The following is a 19,091-nucleotide window of genomic DNA, read 5'->3' as shown; positions in this document are numbered from 1 at the left end:
GTGCTGGGGCGGGTGGTGCGCCGTGCGTGGGGCGCTTGCGTCAGTACATCCGGTGGGGCGGCGGGGGTGGGTGTGCCACGCGGAGGTGCTGGTGCGCCGTGATGGTGCCATGAGGTGTCGATGTGGCGCCATCCTGGGGTTGGGTGGGGGGTTGGCGTGGTGCCAGTGTCGGGTTGCTGGCTGTGAAGGTGCAGGTCGGTGGCGCTTCCGGGGTTTCTGCGCCCAAGTGGCTCGACGTGGTGCCACTTGTGTGCCATGATGGCGTCATGGACCTCACCCCCTACGTCGACCATCTCCGGCGGGAACTCGCCGTCGCCGCGGATGCCGGCGGTGACGAAGCCCGTGCCCTTGCCGAGCGGCTCAGCGCTCCTCTGGAGTCCGCTGCCCGGCTGACCCTGCTCAACGTGCTCTCCGCGGCGATGAGCGATGTCACCCGGGAGCTGGCTCCCGGCTCGGTCGACGTACGGCTGCGCGGGCTCGATCCCGAGTTCGTGGTGACACCGCCACCGGCGCCCGAGCCGGTGCGGGAGGTGCGGGAACCGGTCGCGTCTCCTGCCGTGGCCGCGCCGCCCGTCGCGGAGGCCGACGACGGCACCATGGTCCGGATCAACCTCCGTCTTCCCGCCCACCTCAAGGGCCGCGCCGAGGGTGCGGCGGCGGAGGAGGGCCTGTCGGTCAACGCCTGGCTCGTACGGGCCGTGTCCGTCGCCCTCGACGGCGGGGTGCGCCCGAGCGTGCCGGGCCGGGGCAAGGAGTCGGGCGGGCGCGGCTTCACCGGCTGGGTCCGCTAGCGGCCGGCAGCTCGCGCCTCGCTTCACCGGCCGGTCGCCGATCCGGCCGACGTAACGCATCGATCGTCGCTGATCGCTGATCGCTCATCAACTCACCGAGCCAAGAGGACGGGACCGTCATGCCTTCTTTCGATACCCCTGAGCCGATCTCCGCCGTCGTCGAGCTGGACGCCGGTACCGCCCGTGTCTTCGCCGGCAAGCGCACCGACACGGTCGTCGAGGTGCTGCCGGGCAACGGGGCCGACCAGGACGACGTACGTGCCGTGCAGCAGACCCAGGTCTCCTGCTCGGGCGGTCGCCTCACCGTCAGGACCCCGAAGAAGCGGACCCTGTTCGGCAAGCCGGGCTCGGTCGTGGTGAGCATCGAACTGCCCGCCGGGTCCGATGTGCGGGGCAGCTCCGCGCTGGGCGGCTTCTTCTGCGAAGGGCCTCTTGGCGAGGTGCGGTTGAAGACCTCGCTCGGCGACGTCCATGTGGACGAGGCGGCCGGCGTCGAGCTCACCACCGACCACGGCGACATCCGGCTGGCCCGCTCCACCGGGAACGTCGAGGCCGTCGGCTCGGGCCGGGTCGAGATCGGCTCGGTCGCCGGGGCGGCGGTCGTCAAGAACGGCAACGGGACGACCGAGATCGACGAGATCGGCGGGGAGTTGAAGGTCAACGCGGCCAACGGCGACGTCTCCGTGGGCGTCGTGCACGGCGATGTCGTCGCCAAGTCCGCCAACGGCCGGATCGAGATCGGCGTGGCTCACGCCGGGGTGGAGGCGACCTCCTCCAACGGCCGCATCCGGGTCGGCGACGTGAGACGCGGGCGGATCGCCCTGCGGACGTCGGTCGGCGACCTCGAAGTGGGCATCCACGAGGGGACCGCCGCCTGGCTCGACCTGAACCCCAGGTTCGGCACCGTACGCAACGCGCTCGGCACCGCGGCGGGTCCCGAGGACTCCGACGAGACCGTCGAGGTGCATGCCCGGAGCGGGGCCGGCGACATCATCGTCCGCCGCGCCTGACCTGGCGGCGGGCCTCCGGGGCCGGCCCGACGCGGACCGGCCAGGCCGGCCCCGCGCCATCCGTTGGCCAGACGCCACCGGCCCCGCCCGGCCCGGTCCGACGCGCCCGGGCCAGGCCGGCACGGCCCGCCCCCGCCCAGCTCGGCCCGGCCGCCCAACTCCGCTCCGACGTGGCCGGCGTGGCCCTGCACCGCAGGGTTCGGCCCCGCAACTGTCGGCAGCTCGACACCGCCCGGCTCCGGCCGGATCGGCCTGACGGGGCCTGGCCCGGAGCGACCTCGTACCACCCGGCAGCTCAGCGCCGCCCGGCTCCGGCCGGATCAGCCCGACGGGCCATGGCCCGTTTGGCCTCTTACCAGCCGGCGGCTCAGCGCCGCCCGGCACCGGTCCGCCCAGCCCCCACGCCCGCTCGGGGCTGTGCCACCCGGCAGATCCAAACCGCCCCGGCACCGCCCGGCTCGCCCCGCACCACCCGGCAGCCCAACTCGGGTCGGCCCGGCCTCCCACCCCGGCCTGCGCCGGGCGGTTCGCCCGCCACCACCTCACCCCACCTCGCGCGCCCAACTCACCGCCCTCGAAAGGGAATCAGCATGACTGTCACCCGAGCCTCCGCGCCGCGTGCCGCCCACGCCGCGACGCAGGCGATCACCGCCACCGGGCTGCGGAAGTCGTACGGCGACAAGACCGTCCTGGACGGCATCGACCTGACCGTCCCGGCAGGCACGGTCTTCGCCCTGCTCGGCCCGAACGGCGCGGGCAAGACCACCGCCGTCAAGATCCTCTCCACCCTCATCTCCCCCGGCGCCGGCTCCGGCGAGATCCGCGTCGGCGGTCACGACCTCGCCGCCGATCCGCAGAAGGTCCGCGCCGCGATCGGTGTCACGGGGCAGTTCTCCGCCGTCGACGGGCTGATCACCGGCGAGGAGAACATGCTCCTCATGGCCGACCTGCACCACCTGCCCAAGCGCGAGGGCCGGCGGGTGACCGCCGAACTGCTGGAGCGCTTCGACCTGGTGGACGCGGCGAAGAAGCCCGCCGCGGGCTACTCCGGCGGCATGAAGCGCCGCCTCGACATCGCCATGACCCTGGTCGGCGGGCCGCGGATCATCTTCCTCGACGAACCGACCACCGGCCTCGATCCCCGCTCCCGCCACACCATGTGGGGCATCATCCGCGAGCTGGTCGCCGACGGAGTGACCGTCTTCCTCACCACCCAGTACCTGGAAGAAGCCGACGAACTCGCCGACCGCATCGCCGTCCTCAACGACGGGAAGATCGCCGCCGAGGGCAGCGCCGAGGAACTCAAGCGGATCGTCCCCGGCGGACACGTCAAGCTCCGCTTCACCGCCCCGGACGCCTACCGCTCCGCCGCCTCCGCCCTGCACGAGGCCGCCCGTGACGACGACGCGCTGGCACTCCGGATCCCCAGCGACGGCAGCCAGCGCGAACTGCGCTCCATCCTCGACCGGCTGGACTCGACCGGCATCGAGGCCGACGAACTCACCGTCCACACACCCGACCTGGACCACGTCTTCTTCGCCCTCACCACCTCCGCCGCCCCCGGGTCCGTACCCGCCCAGCACAACCAGCCCAAGGAGAACGCCCGATGAGCTCGCTCACCCTCGCCGCCCGCGACACCACCACCATGCTGCGCCGCAACCTCCTGCACGCCCGGCGCTACCCCTCCCTCACCCTCAACCTGCTCCTCACACCTGTCATGCTCCTGCTCCTTTTCGTCTACATCTTCGGCGACGTGATGAGCGCGGGCATCGGCGGCGCGGGAGCCGACCGCTCCGCGTACATCGCCTACATCGTCCCGGGCCTGCTGCTCCTGACCATCGGTTCCACCGTGGTCGGGACCGCGGTGTCCGTCTCCAACGACATGAGCGAGGGCATCATCGCCCGCTTCCGCACCATGTCCATCCATCGCGGTTCGGTGCTCGTCGGGCATGTCGTCGGCAGCGTGCTGCAGAGCGTGCTGAGCGTGGTCGTGGTCGGCGCGGTCGGGGTGGCCATCGGCTTCCGGTCCACGGACGCCACGGTCCTGGAGTGGCTGGCCGCGTTCGGGCTGCTCGTGCTCTTCTCCGCGGCCCTCACCTGGGTCGCCGTCGGGATGGGCCTGATCAGCCCGAACGCGGAGGCGGCCGGCAACAACGCCCTGCCGATGGTGCTGCTCCCGATGCTGTCCAGCGCCTTCATCCCGGTGGAGACGATGCCGGGCTGGTTCCGGCCGATCGCGGAGTACCAGCCCTTCACCCCGGCGATCGAGACCCTGCGCGGTCTGCTGCTGGGCACCGAGATCGGTCACAACGGCTGGCTGGCCGTCGGCTGGAGCCTCGGCCTCGTGGTTCTCGGCTATTTCTGGGCGACTGCGAAGTTCGCGCAGGATCCCCGGTAGTTGGCGCGAAAAGACCTTGGCGGAGTGGGGAGATGTGGTGAGGTCCCGGGCCGATTTCTACCGAGGGGTAGGCGGCCCGGGCTCCTTGTTATACCTTGCGTCTAACAAGCGGGTGGGCGCCCGGCCGGTGTCAGGTCCGGCGCGGCCGCCCCGTACGGCAGGGACCTCGTCGTCCGCAGCTCACCACGATCAAGGATCACCGCACTCGACCCAAGGAGCCGCAGTATGGCCGGCAGCACCGTTCCGTCGAAGGTCCAGGAAAGTCCCGAGGGCGACGACGTCGCGCGGCGGCTGCTCGACTCGGCCGCGCAGCTGGCGTACGACCCGGCCACCGAGGTGGACTGGGAGACGCCGCTGGACAAGGATTTCCACGGCGCGAGCCCTGAGTGGAGCAGTCTCTACGGGACCGCATACTGGGGCGAGTTGACCGAGGCGCAGCGCAAGGAGCTGACCCGGCAGGAGGCGGCCTCGGTCGCCAGTACCGGGATCTGGTTCGAGATGATCCTCCAGCAGATGGTGCTGCGGGACATCTACATGAAGAACCCGGCGGGCGCGGAGTTCCAGTGGGCGCTCACCGAGATAGCCGAGGAGTGCCGCCACTCGATCATGTTCGCGCGCGGCGCGCAGAAGCTGGGCGCGCCCCACTACCGGCCGCGCCGGGCGGTGATGGAGCTGGGCCGGGCGTTCAAGACGCTGGCGTTCGGCGAGGCGGCCTACGCGGCGATCCTGGTCGCCGAGGAGGTCCTCGACGTGATGCAGCGGGACTGGATGCGCGACGAGCGGGTCGTGCCGTTCGTCCGCACGATCAACAACATCCATGTCGTCGAGGAGTCCCGGCACATGAAGTTCGCCCGGGACGAGACCCTCAAGCGGCTGGAGGGCGCGGGGTGGGCGCGGCGGCAGATCAACGCGTTCGTCGTCGCCGTCGCCTCGTACTTCATTGTGACCAGCATGGTGAACCCGGAGGTCTACCGGAAGGCCGGCCTCGACAAGCGGCGTGCGCTGGCCGCCGCGAAGAGCAACGCGCACCACAAGTCGATGATGCGGTCCAGCTGTTCGGGTCTGATGGACTTCCTGGCCTCCGCCCGTCTGCTCACCAAGCCCGCCCTCGCGTTCTACAAGCGCGCGAACCTGATCTGAGCCGGGGCCATGACCTACGCCATCACCCAGACCTGCTGCAACGACGCCACCTGTGTGGCCGTGTGCCCGGTCAACTGCATCCACCCGACGCCTGAGGAACGCGCCTTCGGCTCCACGGAGATGCTGCACATCGACCCTCGCGCGTGCATCGACTGCGGGGCCTGCGCGGACGCCTGCCCGGTGGACGCGATCTTCCCGGTGGACTCGCTGTCCGCCGGGCAGCGGGAGTACGCGGACATCAACGCCGCCTACTACGAAGGTGCCGAACCGCTCGTGGCGGAGGTCGACGGGCCCAACTTCCACGCCTGGGGCGAGCCGGTCTTCGAGCGGAGCCTGCCCTCCGACTTCGGGCCGCTGCGGGTGGCCGTCGTCGGCACCGGCCCGGCCGGGATGTACGCGGCGCAGGACCTGCTGCTGCACACCGCTGCCGAGGTGACCCTGATCGACCGGCTGCCGGTGGCGGGCGGGCTCGTCCGGTACGGGGTGGCCCCCGACCACCCCGCGACGAAGAAGGTCGGCGACACCTTCTCCCGCTTCCACTCCCATCCCCGGGTCCGGATGCACCTGGGGATCGAGGTGGGCCGGGACGTCACGGCCGAGGAGCTGTCGGCCCACCACGACGCGGTGATCTACGCGGTCGGCGCCTCCACGGACCGGCGGCTCGGGGTGCCCGGGGAGGAGCTGCCCGGCTGTCTGTCGGCCACGGCGTTCGTCGCCTGGTACAACGCCCACCCGGAGGCCGTCGCGCAGGGCGTCGACCTCTCCGCCGAGCGGGTCGTCGTGGTCGGCAACGGCAATGTCGCCCTCGACGTCGCCCGGATCCTGGTCGCCGACCCGGAGGCGCTCGCGGCCACCGACATCGCCGCCCACGCCCTGGACGCGCTGCGGGCGAGCCGGGTCCGGGAGGTGGTGGTGCTGGGGCGGCGGGGTCCCGAGGACGCCGCGTACACCCGTTCCGAACTCCTCGCGCTGAAGCATGTGCCGGGCGTGGAGCTGGTGGTGGACGACCACGATCCGCGGACGGCGGCGGCGATCGACGCGGCCGGGGCGGGTGACCGGGCCGGGGTGCTCAAGGGGCTCGCCCGGGTCCCTACGGCCGCCGAGTCCCCGGCGGGCGGTGAGCGCCGCATCGTGCTCCGCTTCCACTCCGAGGTCGTGGAGATCCGGGGCGAGGGCGACGCTGTGGGCTCCGTACGCGTCACGGACGGCGGCGGGGACGGCGACGGCGGCACGGCCGATCTGGGTGCGGGGTTGTTGCTGCGGGCCATCGGGTACCGCGGACTCCCGGTCCCCGGGCTGCCGTTCGACGAGACCTCGGGCACCGTTCCGCACGAGGGCGGCCGGGTGGCCGGGGTGCCCGGCAGCTATGTGGTCGGCTGGATCAAGCGGGGGCCGTCCGGCGGGATCGGCGCCAACCGCACGTGCGCCGCGGAGACGGTCGGCACGCTCCTGGCCGATGCGGTCGCCGGGGAGCTGCCCGCGCCGGCGGGCGACGCCAAGGCGTTCCGGCGTCTGGCCCGGCAGCGCAACCGCCGGATCGTGGACGCCCGGGGCCTGGCCGCGATCGACCGCGCCGAACGGGACCGGGGGCGGCGCGACGGCCGGCCCCGGGTGAAGCTCGCCACCGTCGAGGAGCTGGTGGCCACGGCCCGGGCGGGCCGGTTGCTGCGCCTGACCCGCTGACCGTACGCCCGGACCGGCGCCCGCGGACCTCCCGGGCGCCGGTCCGCTTCCCGGGCGCTCCCGGCGGTGTCCTGGTGTACTGGAGGTACAGGGACCGGATGGGTCAGGAGCCGGTCCTGGATGGGGAAGCTCATGCGCCGCCGCTGCCGCCTTCGTACCCGTACGTCGCTCAGGGCCTCGGCCTGTGCCGGTGCCGCCGTGCTGCTGACCGTCGGCGCGGGCACCGCCGCCGCTGCCCCCGCCGACCGGACGGACCCGCGTACCGAGGTCGCCGTCCTCGCCATCCCCGCCATCGGCGTCGAGGACCTGGACGTCGTGCCGTACGGGGGGACCACCGACGACCGCCCCGGCAGCCGGATCCAGGACCGGGGCGTCGCGGCCAGCCCGTACGGGGAGCAGGGCGGCGTCGGACCGGGCGATGTCGGCAACTACCTCGTCACCGCCCACCGGTTGAGCGCGGGAGGGGTGCTGCGCGAGCTGCCGGAGGTGGAGAAGGGCGATGTGGTCCGGGTGACCGAGGACGGCACCCGCTACACCTACGAGATCACCGCCACCCGGCAGACCTCCTTCCGCAGCGAGCGCTCGCTCGCCGAGCAGCGGGCCGAGGTGCCGGGGAAGCCGGGGGAGGAGCCGACCCGGGCGATGATCACGGTCTCCACCTGCGCGACCCCCGAGGACGACGCGGCCGGGAACTTCTGGCGGGACGAGTTCGGCAACCCCGAGCACCGCATCGACAAGGTGGGCGTGCTGGTGGCGGAGGAGAAGTCCTAGCAGTTCAGTGGCGGCCCGCGATACGGTCCGCCACCTTCGCGACGGGGTCCGTGCCGGGGCGTGGCGAGGTCGTCTCGCGGCGGTCGGCGGCCCGGTAGGCCGCGTACATGCCGTGGACGCCGAGCCAGCGGAAGGGTTCGGGCTCCCAGCGTCGGACCTTGTGGTTCACCCAGGGCAGCGTGGTGAGGTCGGTGGGGCCCGCCTGGCCGGAGTCCTGCTGGATCAGGTCGCGCAGGGTGCGCGCGGCGAGGTTGGCGGTGGCGACGCCCGAGCCGACGTATCCGCCCGCGTAGCCCAGGCCCGTGGAGCGGTCGAGCGTGACGGTGGCGCACCAGTCGCGCGGGACGCCGAGGACGCCCGACCAGGCGTGGTCGACGTGGACGCCCGCCGTGACGGGGAAGAGCCGGACCATCAGGTCGCGCAGGGCGGTGACGGTGGCGGGCTGGGTGCGGCCGTCGTTGTCGGTGGCCGAGCCGAAGCGGTACGGGTAGCCGCGGCCGCCGAGCGCGATGCGGTCGTCGGCGGTGCGCTGGGCGTAGAAGTAGGCGTGGGCCATGTCGCCGAGGGTCTCGCGTCCCTCCCAGCCGATCGCGTTCCAGATCCGGGCGGGCAGCGGCTCGGTGACGATCATGGAGGAGTTCATCGGGAGCCAGGTGCGCTTCTGGCCCTTGAGGCTCGCGGTGAAGCCCTCGGTGCAGCGCAGGACGTACGGGGCGCGGACCGTGCCGTACGGGGTGACGGCGTGCTTGGGTTTGATCTCGGTGACCGGCGTCGACTCGTGGATCGTCACGCCGAGCGCCTCCACCGCGTCCGCGAGGCCCTTGACCAGCTTGGCCGGGTGCAGCCGGGCGCCGTGCGGGGTCCAGGTGGAGCCGACGGCCCCGGTCACGTGGACGCGCTCGGCGGTCTCGCGGGCGCCGCGCAGGACCCGGTCGGTCTCCCCGAAGGCGATCTCGACGCTGTGGAAGTCCTTGAGCCGGGCGAGCTGCGCTGGAGTGTGTGCCACCTCCAGCACGCCGCCCCGGTGGATGTCCGCGTCGATCTTCTCCTCGGCGGCGGTCCTGACGACCTCGCCGACGGTCTCGTTCATCGCCTTCTGGAGCCGTACGGCGGCGTCGTGGCCGTGCAGCTTGGCGTACCGGTCGCGGCCCGCGATGCCGTTGTACAGCCAGCCGCCGTTACGGCCGGAGGCCCCGTAACCGCAGAACTTGGCCTCCAGGACGGTGATGTTGAGGAAGGGGACGGCCTTCTTCAGGTAGTACGCCGTCCAGAGGCCGGTGTAGCCGCCGCCGACGATGCAGACGTCGACGCTGGTGTCGCCGGGGAGCGGTTCGCGCGGGGCGGGGGTGCCCTCCTGCGCGTACCAGAACGATATGCCGCCGACGACGGTACTGACGGTGCTCATGATGCCCCTGGTGTCCCTGTCCGGTGAGATGCCGAGCGTACGTGTGGCGGGACGTTACTGCGCGCGGGGCCGTTTCGTCTCCTGGGCCTTTCCGGTCCCTGACCTCCTGCGCCCTTCCGGCCCCAGAATTCGCTCCTCCCCGCAGCCCGCCCCTCCCTAGGATCGGCTGTGTGATCGACATCCCCGAGGAACTCGCCGAGACCCAGTCCCGCTTCAACGGAGCGGCCGGGCGGGCCTTCGTCGCCGGGCTGCCGGACCTCGCCGCGAGGCTGCTGGAGCGGTGGGGGCTGAGGCCGGACGGCCCGTCGATGTACGGGATGTGCGCGCTGGTCCTGCCGGTGGTGCGGGAGGCGGACGGGCGGCCCGCCGCGTTGAAGCTCCAGGCGGTGGACGAGGAGACGCAGGGCGAACCGGTCGCCCTGCGGGCCTGGTCGGCGGCGGGCGCGGGGGCGGTGGAGCTGCTCGACCACGACCCGGAGAGCGGTGCGCTGCTGCTGGAACGGCTCGACGAGCGGCGGCCCTTGTCGGGCGCGACCGACGTACGGGAGGCGGTCAAGGTCCTCGGCTCGGTGCTGGCCCGGCTGGTGGCGGTGCCCGCGCCCGAGGGGCTGCGCACGCTGGGCGGGGTGGCGGAGCGGATGCTCGCCGAGGCGCCGGAGCGGGTGGGCCTGCTGGCCGACGCGGCGGACCGGCGGCTGCTCGCCGACTGCGCGGCGGCGGTACGGGAGGTCGCGGGCGAGCCGGGGGACCGGCTGCTGCACTGGGACCTGCACTACGACAACATCCTGGCCGGGCGCGCGGACGCGGGGCGGGCGGGGGAGTGGATCGCGCTGGACCCGAAGCCGCTGGCGGGGGATCCGGGCTTCGAGCTGTTCCCGGCGCTGGACAACCTCTTCGACGCGGACGAGGTGGTGTGGCGGTTCGACGCGTTGACGGAGGCCCTGGGCCTGGAGCGGGAGCGGGCGCGGGCCTGGACGCTGGGCAGGGTGCTCCAGAACGGGCTGTGGGGGGCAGAGGAGGGGGAGGTCCGGCTCGCCCCCGACCACGCGGAGATCGCGCGGCGGCTGCTGGGGCGGTGAGGACGGCGGCGGGCTGTCTACGCTGCGCCCATGATTCGTATCGCCACACCCGACGACATTCCCGTCCTGCACGCCCTCGTGCGTGAACTCGCCGCGTACGAGAAGGCCCTCGACGAGGTCGTCGCCTCCGAGGAGCAGTTGGCCGAGGCCCTGTTCGGCGACCGGCCCGCCGCGTACGCGCATGTGGCGACGGCCGACGACGACGGCGGCGAGGTCATCGGGTTCGCCCTGTGGTTCCTCAACTTCTCCACCTGGCGCGGGGTGCACGGCGTCTACCTGGAGGACCTGTACGTCCGCCCCGAGCGGCGCGGCGGCGGCCACGGCAAGGCGCTGCTGACGGAGCTGGCACGGATCTGTGTGGAGCGCGGGTACGAGCGGCTGGAGTGGTCGGTGCTCGACTGGAACGCCCCGTCCATCGCGTTCTACGAGTCGCTGGGCGCCCGGCCGCAGGACGAGTGGACGGTGTACCGGCTGACGGACGGGGCGCTGGCGAGCCTCGGGGGCGGCGGTGCTCACTAGGGCCTGTCGTAGGCGAGGTCCCGGTCGACTACGGCTCCAGGACCACCTTGCCCACCGTGCCCCGGGTCTCCAGCGCGCGGTGTGCGGCGGCGGCCTCGGCGAGCGGGAAGCGCTGGACGGCGGGGCGCAGCCGGCCGGCGCCCACCGAATCGACGGTCCCGGCGACCTCGCGGCCGGGGACGGTGGGCAGGCCGACGGGGGCTGGGAAGGGGCCCGCCTCCCCCTCCCGCAGGACCGTGTCCAAGAGGTGCACGCCGGCCGCGGCCACGGCGATCCGGACCTGGCCGGGGACGGGGTCCTCGGTCCTCTCGTACACGAGGTTCTCGGCGGGGCCGAAGGCGTGAAGGCGTACGGCGTGCATGACGGGCTCCCCGGGTCACGGTCCTGGCGGTCTCGCCCACCGCTGCGGCGGGCCGTGTCCCCCACCGTCGTACCTCAGGTCCGGTTGAGGTCAACCCCGGATCCGGAGCGCTGTGCGGCGGCCTTCACGGCGAGCATCGCGGCTTCGAGACCGCTGGTGAAGGAGACCTCGCTGAGGAGTCCGGGGGCGGCGACCTGGTCGCCCGCCAGGAAGACGTCGTCGCCCCGGACCACGGAGGGCCGGTCCCGCCAGGTGGTGCCGGGGCGGTCGACGGCTCCGGTACGGCCGTCGGCGAGGGCCTCCACGCGCCAGGCGGTGCGCTCCCGCCAGCCGGGGAAGCCGAGGTCGAGGAGGGCCTCGGCGCGGGCGACGCCCTCCGCCCGCCGGGTGTCGGGGCCGATCGCGAACTGGCCCTGGAGCAGCTGTTCGCCGGCCGGGGCGAGCGAGGGGTCCTGGGCGGTGAACCGCTCCAGCCAGCCGGGCGTGTCCAGGTCCGACACGATGAACGCGTCGCCGCGCCGGGTGCGGACCGCCAGGTCCACCAGGACGGTGCGGCCGCTCTCCCAGGTGAGGGAGGCGTCGTCGAGCAGGGTGCGGGCGGAGTCGAGGGAGGTGGCGACGACCACCGGTCCGGTACGGGCCAGCTCGCCGAGCGTCCGGGTGTCGACGCGGGCGCCCGTCTCGACCACGACCCCGAGGCCCCGGGCGTGCGCGGCCATCCGCTCGACGAGCCGGGCCCAGCCGCCGACCGGGTAGCGGGCCTCGGGCGGGAGCGAGGTCAGCCGTTGGAAGCGCTCCTGGACGAACCGGGCCGAGAGCGCGCCGGGCTCGTGGTGGAAGAGCGCGGCGGCGACGAAGTTCGCGGCGGCCCGGGCCCCGGCCTCGCCGACCTGGCCGGTGGCCCACTCCCGGAAGGTGGCGTCCACCGGGGCGGTGCGGGGGTCGCGGCGGGAGAGCCGCAACAGGGCGGCGGGCGGCAGCTTGCGGAGGGCCCCCGCCCGCCGGAAGCGGAAGCGGAGCCCTTCGAGGGGTGGCACGGAGACGACGGGGCCGAGCAGATCGCGCCGGGCCAACCAGGTGCCGAACGGCCCGCGGTGGTACACGGCGTGCGGGCCCTCGTTGGTGCGGTACGGGCCCTCGGCCGTCCTGGCCCGGCCGCCGAGGCTGCGGTGGCCCTCGTGCAGGGTGACGCGCGCACCGGACTCGGCGGCGGTGATCGCGGCGGTGAGTCCGGCGAGGCCGCCGCCGACGACGTGGATGTGTCCCGTGTACCCAGGGTGTTCCGTGTTTCCCATGGCTGGATCTCCTTCGCTTCTTTGATGATGCGACGGATCGGGGACGGCGGCCTGTGACATCGGCGGCGCGGCGTTGTCAGTGGTGTGCGTCACGATGGGGTGCATGGCAGTGAGCGGCAGGAAGAAGAGCACCACGGGCGTGACGGCGGCGCGGCGGCCGGAGGTGCGGCTGCCCCCGCTCGTTCCGTGGGACGGGGACGGCCTGGAGCCGGACGGGGACTACGACGGGGTGCGGTTCGACGGGGTGGACCTGACGGACGCCTCGGGCCGGGGAGCCCGGTTCATGGACTGCGCCCTGGACGGCTGCGCCCTGGACCGGGCGGAGCTGGCGCGGGCCCGTTTCATCGACGCGGTGCTGACGGGCGTACGGGGCGTGGGCACGGACCTCGCGGAGGCGTCGCTGCGGGACGTGGAGGTGGTGGACGCCCGCCTGGGCGGGGTGCAGCTGCACGGTGCGGTGCTGGAGCGGGTGGTGGTGCGGGGCGGCAAGATCGACTACCTGAATCTGCGCAAGGCCCGGCTGAAGGACGTCGTCTTCGAGGGCTGCGTGCTGTCCGAGCCGGACTTCGGGGACGCGCACCTGGTCCGGGTCGAGTTCCGGGACTGCGTGCTGAAGCGGGCGGACTTCAGCAGCGCCCGGATGGAGTCGGTGGACCTGCGCACGGTGGCCGAGCTGGACATCGCCCGGGGGGTGGACCGGCTGGCGGGCGCGGTGATCAGCCCGGCGCAGCTGATGGAGCTGGCTCCGGCGTTCGCGGCGCAGATCGGGGTGCGGGTGGAGGCGTGAGGGCGGTCGTCCTCACGCCTCACATACGGGGGAAGCGGGCCTGGAGGTCCCAGATCACGGGGTTGTCGGCGAGGCCGTCGTGCAGGTCGGCCAGGTCGGCGATCAGGTCGTGCAGGAAGTCGCGGGCCTCGCGGCGCAGGAGGGAGTGGCTGAAGGTGAGCGGCGGCTCGTCGCCGGGCATCCAGTCCGCCTCGATGTCGACCCAGCCGAAGCGCCGCTCGAAGATCATGACGTCCGAGGACTCGGTGAAATCCAGCTCCGCGTACTGCCGCCGGTGCGAGCGGTTGCCGCGCGGGTCCCGGTCGATCTGCTCGACGATGTCGCAGAGCGCCCACGCGAAGTCGAGCACCGGCACCCATCCCCAGGCTGTGGACAGCTCGCGGTCCGCCTTCGTGTCCGCGAGGTAGACGTCGCCGGAGAACAGATCGTGCCGCAGCGCCCGGACGTCCGCGCGGCGGTAGTCGGTCTGCGGGGGATCGGGGAAGCGACGGGAGAGGGAGTAGCCGATGTCGAGCACGGATCGATGGTGTCATGCCCGGTGACCCCGGTGACCCCGGTGACCCCGGTGACCCCGGTGACCCCGGTGACCTCCTCGCCCGCCGGCCGGTCGGCCGGGGTCAGGAGCGCCACCAGGGCTCGCGTACGTACAGGCTCTCCTCGCCCGTGCACCCCTGGCCGTTGGAGATCTCGCGGGCGTCCAGGTTCCAGCCCACCACGCCGTTGCCCTTGCGGCTCAGCTCGATCAGGCGCTCGCGTTCGGTCCGGGATCCATCGGTGACCTCGCAGCGGACGATCGAGGTCCAGGCCTGTCCGTCCAGCGCCGAGACGAACGCCAGGACCGGGAGCGCGACGGCGGTCAGCCCCAGGGCCACCCACTGCTCGAAGGCCGCGGCCCGGCGCAGCCACGGGGGCGGCCGGTGGCCGTCGTGGTGCGGAGCGCCCGTCGGGCCGGGGGGCGTCCCGCCCGCCGCGACGGGGTGTGCGCCGCTTTTCGCGCGGTGTCCGTGGGTCCGTCGTCGGCCGGTGAGGTACTCCACCACGACGCCCTTGCGCAGCACGTAGGCGGCGAGCCCGGTGCCCAGACCCCACCAGGGCCCGAAGAAGCACGCGTCGACCACACCCACCGCGACCGGGTTCGCGAGGGTCAGCGCCGTCCGTTCGAGCGCCCGCAGGAAGCCGCCGCCCCTCGGGACCGCGCCGCGCGCCGCGAACAGCGCGAACACCACCCGGGAGACGACGACGGCCAGCACGGAGGCGAGCAGCGGATCGGTGAGCACCATGCCGATCAGGACGTCCGGCCAATTCGCGGGCTCCATGCCGACGAACACGTCCCGGGCCGCGCCGCCGCCCCCGACGGTGTACGCGACCTTCGCCACCGGGACCGCGAGGAGCAGCGCCAGCAGGACCGTGTGGCCCGGCCCGCCCTTGAGGTCGGCGGACCGGGGCGGAGCGTCCTCGGCCATGGGCGTTCCCCGCTTCCGTTCGGGCCCGCTCCCAGCCTCCGCCCAGTGCCCCGCCCGTGCCAGCAGCACTACTCCACCCGGGGGCGCGGAGCCGGGCCCTGGGGGGCCGGCCCCCCAGGGCTGCCCCGCCCCTCCCGTCAGGCGGCCACGGCCTCGATGAGGGCGAACGGTGCTCTTGGTTCTTCTCGTTCGGGCGCGTACGTGCACCCGCGCGGGCACGTCTGTGCGGGGCCGGGCGTGGTGACGGGGGTACGGGTCAGCCGGCGGACGTGGCCCTGCCGGCCAGCGCTCCCGGGGTGCATCCGGTCAGGGCCGGCACATCGCGATGGAGGTGGGACTGGTCGGCGTATCCGCCGGCCAGGGCGACATCACCGGCGTTCCTGCCCGCGCCCCGGATACGGGCGGGGCCGGGCGACAGCGAGGCGATGAAGCTCCTCAGGGGCCGGGGCCCGTAGGCGCTCTCCACCGTCATCCGGGCCTCCCCGACAGCGAGGACGGCGACCAGGGCGGGCTGGGGGAGCACCTGCATGTCCAGTCCGGCCCCCGCGCCGTCACGGAATCCGGCCATCCGGACGCCGTCCAGCGATGTGCCGCCGAGGAGGCCGGTGACCTCCCAGCCGTTCTCGGCATCGCGGTCCAAGGGGGCGGCGCCCACGTGATGTCTGCGCATGCCTCCACGGTCGCCGAATCCGACGCTCCTGTCCTGGACGAATGTTCCGCGACATCACCCGTGCCCGTGCCCGTGCCCGTGTTCTACGGCAGCAGCCGCTGCTCCTTCGCCACCGACACCGCGCCCGCGCGGGTGTCGACGCCGAGCTTGTCGTAGATCCGGCCCAGGTGGGTTTTGACCGTGGCCTCGCTGATGAACAGGGCGCGGGCGATGTCCCGGTTGCCGAGGCCCTGGGAGAGCTGGGCCAGGATGTCGCGTTCGCGTTCGGTGAGGCTGGGGCGGGGGCTGCGCATCCGGGCCATGACCCGGCTGGCGACGGGGGCGGAGAGCGTGGTGCGGCCCTGGGCGGCGGACCGGATCGCGGCGAACAGTTCCTCGGGGCGCTCCGCCTTCAGCAGATAGCCGGTGGCGCCCGCCTCGATGGCGCGGGTGATGTCGGCGTCGGTGTCGTACGTGGTCAGCACCAGGACGTGGACCGTGCCGCCGGCCGCGATGCGGCGGGTCGCCTCGACGCCGTCGATGCCCTCGCCGAGCTGGAGGTCCATGAGGACGACGTCCGGCTTCAGTCGGGCGGCGAGCACCACGGCCTCCTCGCCGCTGCCCGCCTCGCCGACGACTTCGATGTCCGGTTCGCTCCCGAGGAGCGCGAGCAGCCCGGCGCGCACGACCGCGTGGTCGTCGCAGAGCAGGATGCGTACGCGGGCGGGGGACGGGGATGCCTCGGTCATGGGGGGTCCTCCGTGGTGGTGAGCGGAACCTCTGCGGAGAGCACGGTGCCCTCGCCCGGCGCCGACTCGATGGTGAGCGTTCCGCCGAGCTGCCGCACCCGGGCCCGCATCGCCGGAAGCCCGTGGCCGCGTACGGTACGGGCGCCGCGTACGCCCCCGTGCTCGGCGGTGAAGCCCCGGCCGTTGTCGCCGATGTCCAGGACCACCCGGTCGTCGAGGTGGGTCAGGGTCAGCCCGGCGGCGCTCGCCCCGGAGTGCTCCCGCACATTGGCCAGGGCTCCCTGGGCGATGCGCAGCAGGGCGGACTGCACCCGGTCCGGCAGCGGGGCGTGCGGGGTGCCCTCCACATGGCAGTGGACGGTGAGCGCGCCCTCCGCCTGGGCGCTCTCGCGGGCCGCCAGCGCGTGCAGGGCCGCCTCCAGGCCGCCGCCCTCCGCCAGGTCGGCGGGGGCCAGGTCGTGGACGAAGCGGCGGGCCTCGGCGAGGTTGCGTTCGGCGATGCCCGTGGCCGTACGGACGTGGCGGCGGGCGGCGTCCGGGTCGGCGCTCCAGGTGCGGTCGGCCGCCTGGAGCAGCATCTGCTGGCTGGACAGGCCCTGCGCCAGGGTGTCGTGGATCTCCATGGAGAGCCGCTGGCGCTCGGCGAGGGTCCCCTCGCGCCGTTCGGTGGCGGCCAGTTCGCGCCGGGTCCGCAGCAGGTCGTCGATCAGCTCGCGCTGACGTGCGGCCAGTTCCCGCTGGCGTACCGCCTGGCGCTGCATATGGACGAAGACCGCGGTCGCCACGGCGGCGACGGCGGGCGGGGCGAGGACCAGGTTCGGGTCGAACCCGTCGGCCAGCCGCAGTTGCGCGGCCACGACGAGCACGGTGAGCAGGGCGACCAGGGCGAGGGCCGCACGTGGCGGCAGGATCCGCAGCCCGGTGTAGAACAACGGCACCGCGCACCACGCGAAGCTCGGCGCCAGGACGACCAGCACCATCCAGACGACGACGAGCACCGCGAGCCAGGCGAGCCGACGCGGGGTGGGGCGCGAGCCGAGGACGGGGCCCAGGAGGTACAGCACCGCCAGGCTGATCGACAGGGCGATGATCCACGGGGTGCGGGCCTCGCCGGGGTGCCGCATCAGGAACCGGGTCAGCGAGGCGTCGAGCAGCAGGAAGAACGCGGCGTGCATGAGGAGCGCGAGCCAGCGGGCGTCGGGGTCGGACCCGGCGACCTCGGGGGCCCCGGCCGCGGAACCGGCGATCCCGGAGCCCTCGGCCTCGGACCCGGAGATCCCGGAGCCCTCTGCATCGCCGTCGACCGGCCCGCCGGGCCCGCCGGACCGGCCACCGACGTCCGCGCCGGTGCCGTGGGCGGGCGAACCGCTGCGGTGCTCCACCACGTACCTCACGTTCCGTCGCTGACCTGCGTAAACCCCTCCATGGTGACCCGATCCGGCCACCCCCGCATCAACCGATCGGCTGACGGGGGCGTCGACCGTCCCGCCCGCCGCTTCCAGCCGGTACGTCGACCGTACGGGGCCGGTTCCGCCGGGAGGATCGATACCAGAGCGAAACGCCCGGACCACTCCGGACCGCCTCGCTCCTCGAAGCCACCGGGCCGACCCGGATCACCAAGGAGCCACCATGAAGAAGCTGTCGCTGCGCACCCGTGTCGTCACCGGCGCCGTCGTCGTCGCCGCCCTCGGGGCCGGCACGTTCGGCGCGATGTCCGCGAGCGCCTCCTCCCCGGCCGCCGCCCCCGCCGCCGCGGTCAAGGCCGACACGAACAACCGCAACCTCCAGCAGACGACGCACCTGACCGTCGCCGCCGCCACCAAGGCCGCGCAGGCCACGCTGGACGCGGCGAAGAAGGAGAACCAGCGGATCTCCGTCGCGGTCGTCGACCGCAACGGCAACACCATCGTCTCCCTGCGCGGCGACGGCGCGGGCCCGCAGTCCCCCGAGTCCGCGGTGAAGAAGGCGTACACCGCCGTCTCCTGGAACGCCCCCACCTCCGAGCTGGTCAAGCGCCTGGAGCAGGCCCCGAACCTCAAGGACATCCCCGGCACCCTGTTCCTCGGCGGCGGTGCCCCGGTCCAGGTCAAGGGCGCCCCGGTGGCGGGCATCGGCGTGGCCGGCGCGCCCAGCGGCGACCTCGACGAGAAGTTCGCCCAGGCGGGCGTCGCCTCGCTCGCCCGGTAGTCACGCCCGCACGACCGACGAACGGAGTACCCATGAACGCCCTCGATCACGACCTGCTCACCGCCGCACGCACCGGTGACACCGACCGCGTGCGCACCGCGATCGAGGGCGGGGCACGGGTCGACGTCCGCGACGAGGAGTTGCGTACGCCGCTGCTCCTCGCCGTCCTCGGCGACCACGTCGAGGCGGCCCGGCTGCTGGTGGCCGCCGGGGCCGACCCGAACGCTCAGGACCGGCGCGAGGACTCCCCGTGGCTGGCCACCGGGGTCACCGGCAGCGCCGCGATGCTGCACGTGCTGCTGCCGGCCGGCCCGGACCTGACCCTGTGCAACCGGTTCGGCGGTGTCTCCCTCATCCCGGCGAGCGAACGCGGCCATGTCGCGTACGTACGGGAGGTGCTGCGGGTCACCGACATCGACGTCGACCACGTCAACCGGCTGGGCTGGACCGCCCTGCTGGAGGCGGTGATCCTCGGCGAGGGCGGCCTGGCGCACCGGCAGGTCGTGGAGCTGCTGCTCGCGGCGGGGGCGAGCCCGGACCTGCCCGACGGCGACGGGGTGACCCCGCTCGCCCACGCCGAACGACGCGGCTTCGCCGAGCCGGCCGCCCAGCTGCGGGCCGCCGCATGACCGGCACCGGCGGCCCGCGCGCTGCCCGCCTCGGCCTCGCCCTCATCGCCGCCGCCCTGCTCGCCGGCTGCGCCACCGGCACCACGGAAGCGGACCCGGGCGCCCCGGACGCGCCGTCCGCCTCGACCGGCGCCGTGGCGACCCCCGACCCCTCCCGCACCCCCGAGGGCCGCAC

Annotated in this window: 19 protein-coding genes and 1 pseudogene; 12 read left to right on the top strand and 8 right to left on the bottom strand. The window is 73.6% G+C overall.

Annotated features, from left to right (window positions below):
• Positions 1–266 precede the first annotated feature (266 nt).
• The 7 genes from D3105_RS21850 to D3105_RS21820 all read left to right on the top strand — a co-directional run bounded on the left by D3105_RS21850 (position 267) and on the right by D3105_RS21820 (position 7,793).
• Complete coding sequence (locus D3105_RS21850) at positions 267–791, top strand: toxin-antitoxin system HicB family antitoxin (RefSeq protein WP_118904780.1); 525 nt, start codon at positions 267–269, stop codon at positions 789–791.
• A 119-nt stretch (positions 792–910) separates the two neighbouring features.
• Positions 911–1,801: a DUF4097 family beta strand repeat-containing protein gene (locus D3105_RS21845; RefSeq protein ID WP_118904779.1), complete on the top strand. Its 891-nt coding sequence runs from the start codon at positions 911–913 to the stop codon at positions 1,799–1,801.
• A gap of 590 nt (positions 1,802–2,391) precedes the next feature.
• Complete coding sequence (locus tag D3105_RS21840) at positions 2,392–3,411, top strand: ATP-binding cassette domain-containing protein (protein WP_118904778.1); 1,020 nt, start codon at positions 2,392–2,394, stop codon at positions 3,409–3,411.
• Entirely contained in the window at positions 3,408–4,199 is a 792-nt protein-coding gene (locus D3105_RS21835; protein ID WP_118904777.1) for an ABC transporter permease, read from the top strand. The genes D3105_RS21840 and D3105_RS21835 overlap by 4 nt, the downstream gene beginning before the upstream one ends.
• 225 nt (positions 4,200–4,424) lie before the next feature.
• A complete protein-coding gene (locus D3105_RS21830) occupies positions 4,425–5,339 on the top strand; it encodes an AurF N-oxygenase family protein (RefSeq protein WP_118904776.1) in 915 nt (304 codons plus the stop codon).
• A gap of 9 nt (positions 5,340–5,348) precedes the next feature.
• Positions 5,349–7,022 carry an FAD-dependent oxidoreductase gene (locus D3105_RS21825; protein WP_118904775.1) on the top strand — a complete coding sequence of 558 codons (1,674 nt, stop codon included), beginning with the start codon at positions 5,349–5,351 and terminating at the stop codon, positions 7,020–7,022.
• A 120-nt stretch (positions 7,023–7,142) separates the two neighbouring features.
• The gene (locus D3105_RS21820; protein WP_118904774.1) at positions 7,143–7,793 is read left to right on the top strand and encodes a class E sortase; all 651 of its coding nucleotides are present in this window, start codon (positions 7,143–7,145) and stop codon (positions 7,791–7,793) included.
• Positions 7,794–7,797: 4 nt separating this feature from the next.
• Here D3105_RS21820 and D3105_RS21815 read toward each other — a convergent pair whose 3' ends face one another.
• Positions 7,798–9,198 (bottom strand): NAD(P)/FAD-dependent oxidoreductase, encoded by a 1,401-nt coding sequence (locus D3105_RS21815; protein ID WP_118904773.1) that lies wholly within the window; start codon positions 9,196–9,198, stop codon positions 7,798–7,800.
• A 170-nt stretch (positions 9,199–9,368) separates the two neighbouring features.
• Here D3105_RS21815 and D3105_RS21810 point away from each other — a divergent pair, with 170 nt between their 5' ends.
• Entirely contained in the window at positions 9,369–10,277 is a 909-nt protein-coding gene (locus D3105_RS21810) for an aminoglycoside phosphotransferase family protein (protein WP_118904772.1), read from the top strand.
• A gap of 30 nt (positions 10,278–10,307) precedes the next feature.
• A complete protein-coding gene (locus tag D3105_RS21805; protein ID WP_118904771.1) occupies positions 10,308–10,796 on the top strand; it encodes a GNAT family N-acetyltransferase in 489 nt (162 codons plus the stop codon).
• A gap of 79 nt (positions 10,797–10,875) precedes the next feature.
• On the opposite strand, the pseudogene D3105_RS21800 reads toward D3105_RS21805, so the two are convergent.
• Together D3105_RS21800 and D3105_RS21795 are read right to left on the bottom strand one after the other, a co-directional pair.
• A pseudogene (locus tag D3105_RS21800) lies at positions 10,876–11,157 on the bottom strand (alcohol dehydrogenase catalytic domain-containing protein); the annotation flags it as partial.
• A 74-nt stretch (positions 11,158–11,231) separates the two neighbouring features.
• Complete coding sequence (locus D3105_RS21795; RefSeq protein ID WP_118904769.1) at positions 11,232–12,452, bottom strand: NAD(P)-binding protein; 1,221 nt, start codon at positions 12,450–12,452, stop codon at positions 11,232–11,234.
• Between the two features lie 103 nt (positions 12,453–12,555).
• Between D3105_RS21795 and D3105_RS21790 the strand changes: the two genes are divergently transcribed.
• A complete protein-coding gene (locus D3105_RS21790) occupies positions 12,556–13,239 on the top strand; it encodes a pentapeptide repeat-containing protein (protein WP_206272837.1) in 684 nt (227 codons plus the stop codon).
• Positions 13,240–13,258: 19 nt separating this feature from the next.
• Here the strand turns inward: D3105_RS21790 and D3105_RS21785 are convergent, their stop codons facing one another.
• From D3105_RS21785 to D3105_RS21765, 5 genes are all read right to left on the bottom strand, one after another.
• Positions 13,259–13,756 carry a hypothetical protein gene (locus D3105_RS21785; RefSeq protein WP_118904768.1) on the bottom strand — a complete coding sequence of 166 codons (498 nt, stop codon included), beginning with the start codon at positions 13,754–13,756 and terminating at the stop codon, positions 13,259–13,261.
• Positions 13,757–13,856: 100 nt separating this feature from the next.
• On the bottom strand, positions 13,857–14,702 hold the full coding sequence (locus D3105_RS21780) for a hypothetical protein (protein ID WP_118904767.1): 846 nt from the start codon (positions 14,700–14,702) through the stop codon (positions 13,857–13,859).
• Positions 14,703–14,958: 256 nt separating this feature from the next.
• Positions 14,959–15,372, bottom strand: coding sequence for a hypothetical protein (locus tag D3105_RS21775; RefSeq protein ID WP_118904766.1), 414 nt, complete (start codon positions 15,370–15,372; stop codon positions 14,959–14,961).
• Positions 15,373–15,455: 83 nt separating this feature from the next.
• On the bottom strand, positions 15,456–16,100 hold the full coding sequence (locus D3105_RS21770; protein ID WP_118904765.1) for a response regulator: 645 nt from the start codon (positions 16,098–16,100) through the stop codon (positions 15,456–15,458).
• Positions 16,097–17,485 (bottom strand): sensor histidine kinase, encoded by a 1,389-nt coding sequence (locus D3105_RS21765; RefSeq protein WP_425315750.1) that lies wholly within the window; start codon positions 17,483–17,485, stop codon positions 16,097–16,099. Before D3105_RS21765 ends, D3105_RS21770 begins: the two co-directional genes overlap by 4 nt.
• A 244-nt stretch (positions 17,486–17,729) precedes the next feature.
• Here D3105_RS21765 and D3105_RS21760 point away from each other — a divergent pair, with 244 nt between their 5' ends.
• Positions 17,730–18,287 (top strand): GlcG/HbpS family heme-binding protein, encoded by a 558-nt coding sequence (locus D3105_RS21760; RefSeq protein WP_006125584.1) that lies wholly within the window; start codon positions 17,730–17,732, stop codon positions 18,285–18,287.
• A 32-nt stretch (positions 18,288–18,319) separates the two neighbouring features.
• Positions 18,320–18,916 (top strand): ankyrin repeat domain-containing protein, encoded by a 597-nt coding sequence (locus D3105_RS21755; RefSeq protein WP_118904764.1) that lies wholly within the window; start codon positions 18,320–18,322, stop codon positions 18,914–18,916.
• Positions 18,917–19,091 lie beyond the last annotated feature (175 nt).

The organism is Streptomyces globisporus (genome assembly GCF_003501885.1).
In the GTDB taxonomy this organism is placed as follows: Bacteria; Actinomycetota; Actinomycetes; order Streptomycetales; family Streptomycetaceae; genus Streptomyces; species Streptomyces globisporus_D.
The sequence above is the reverse complement of the archived record's forward strand: the minus strand, read 5'-3'. Positions and strand labels throughout refer to the sequence as shown.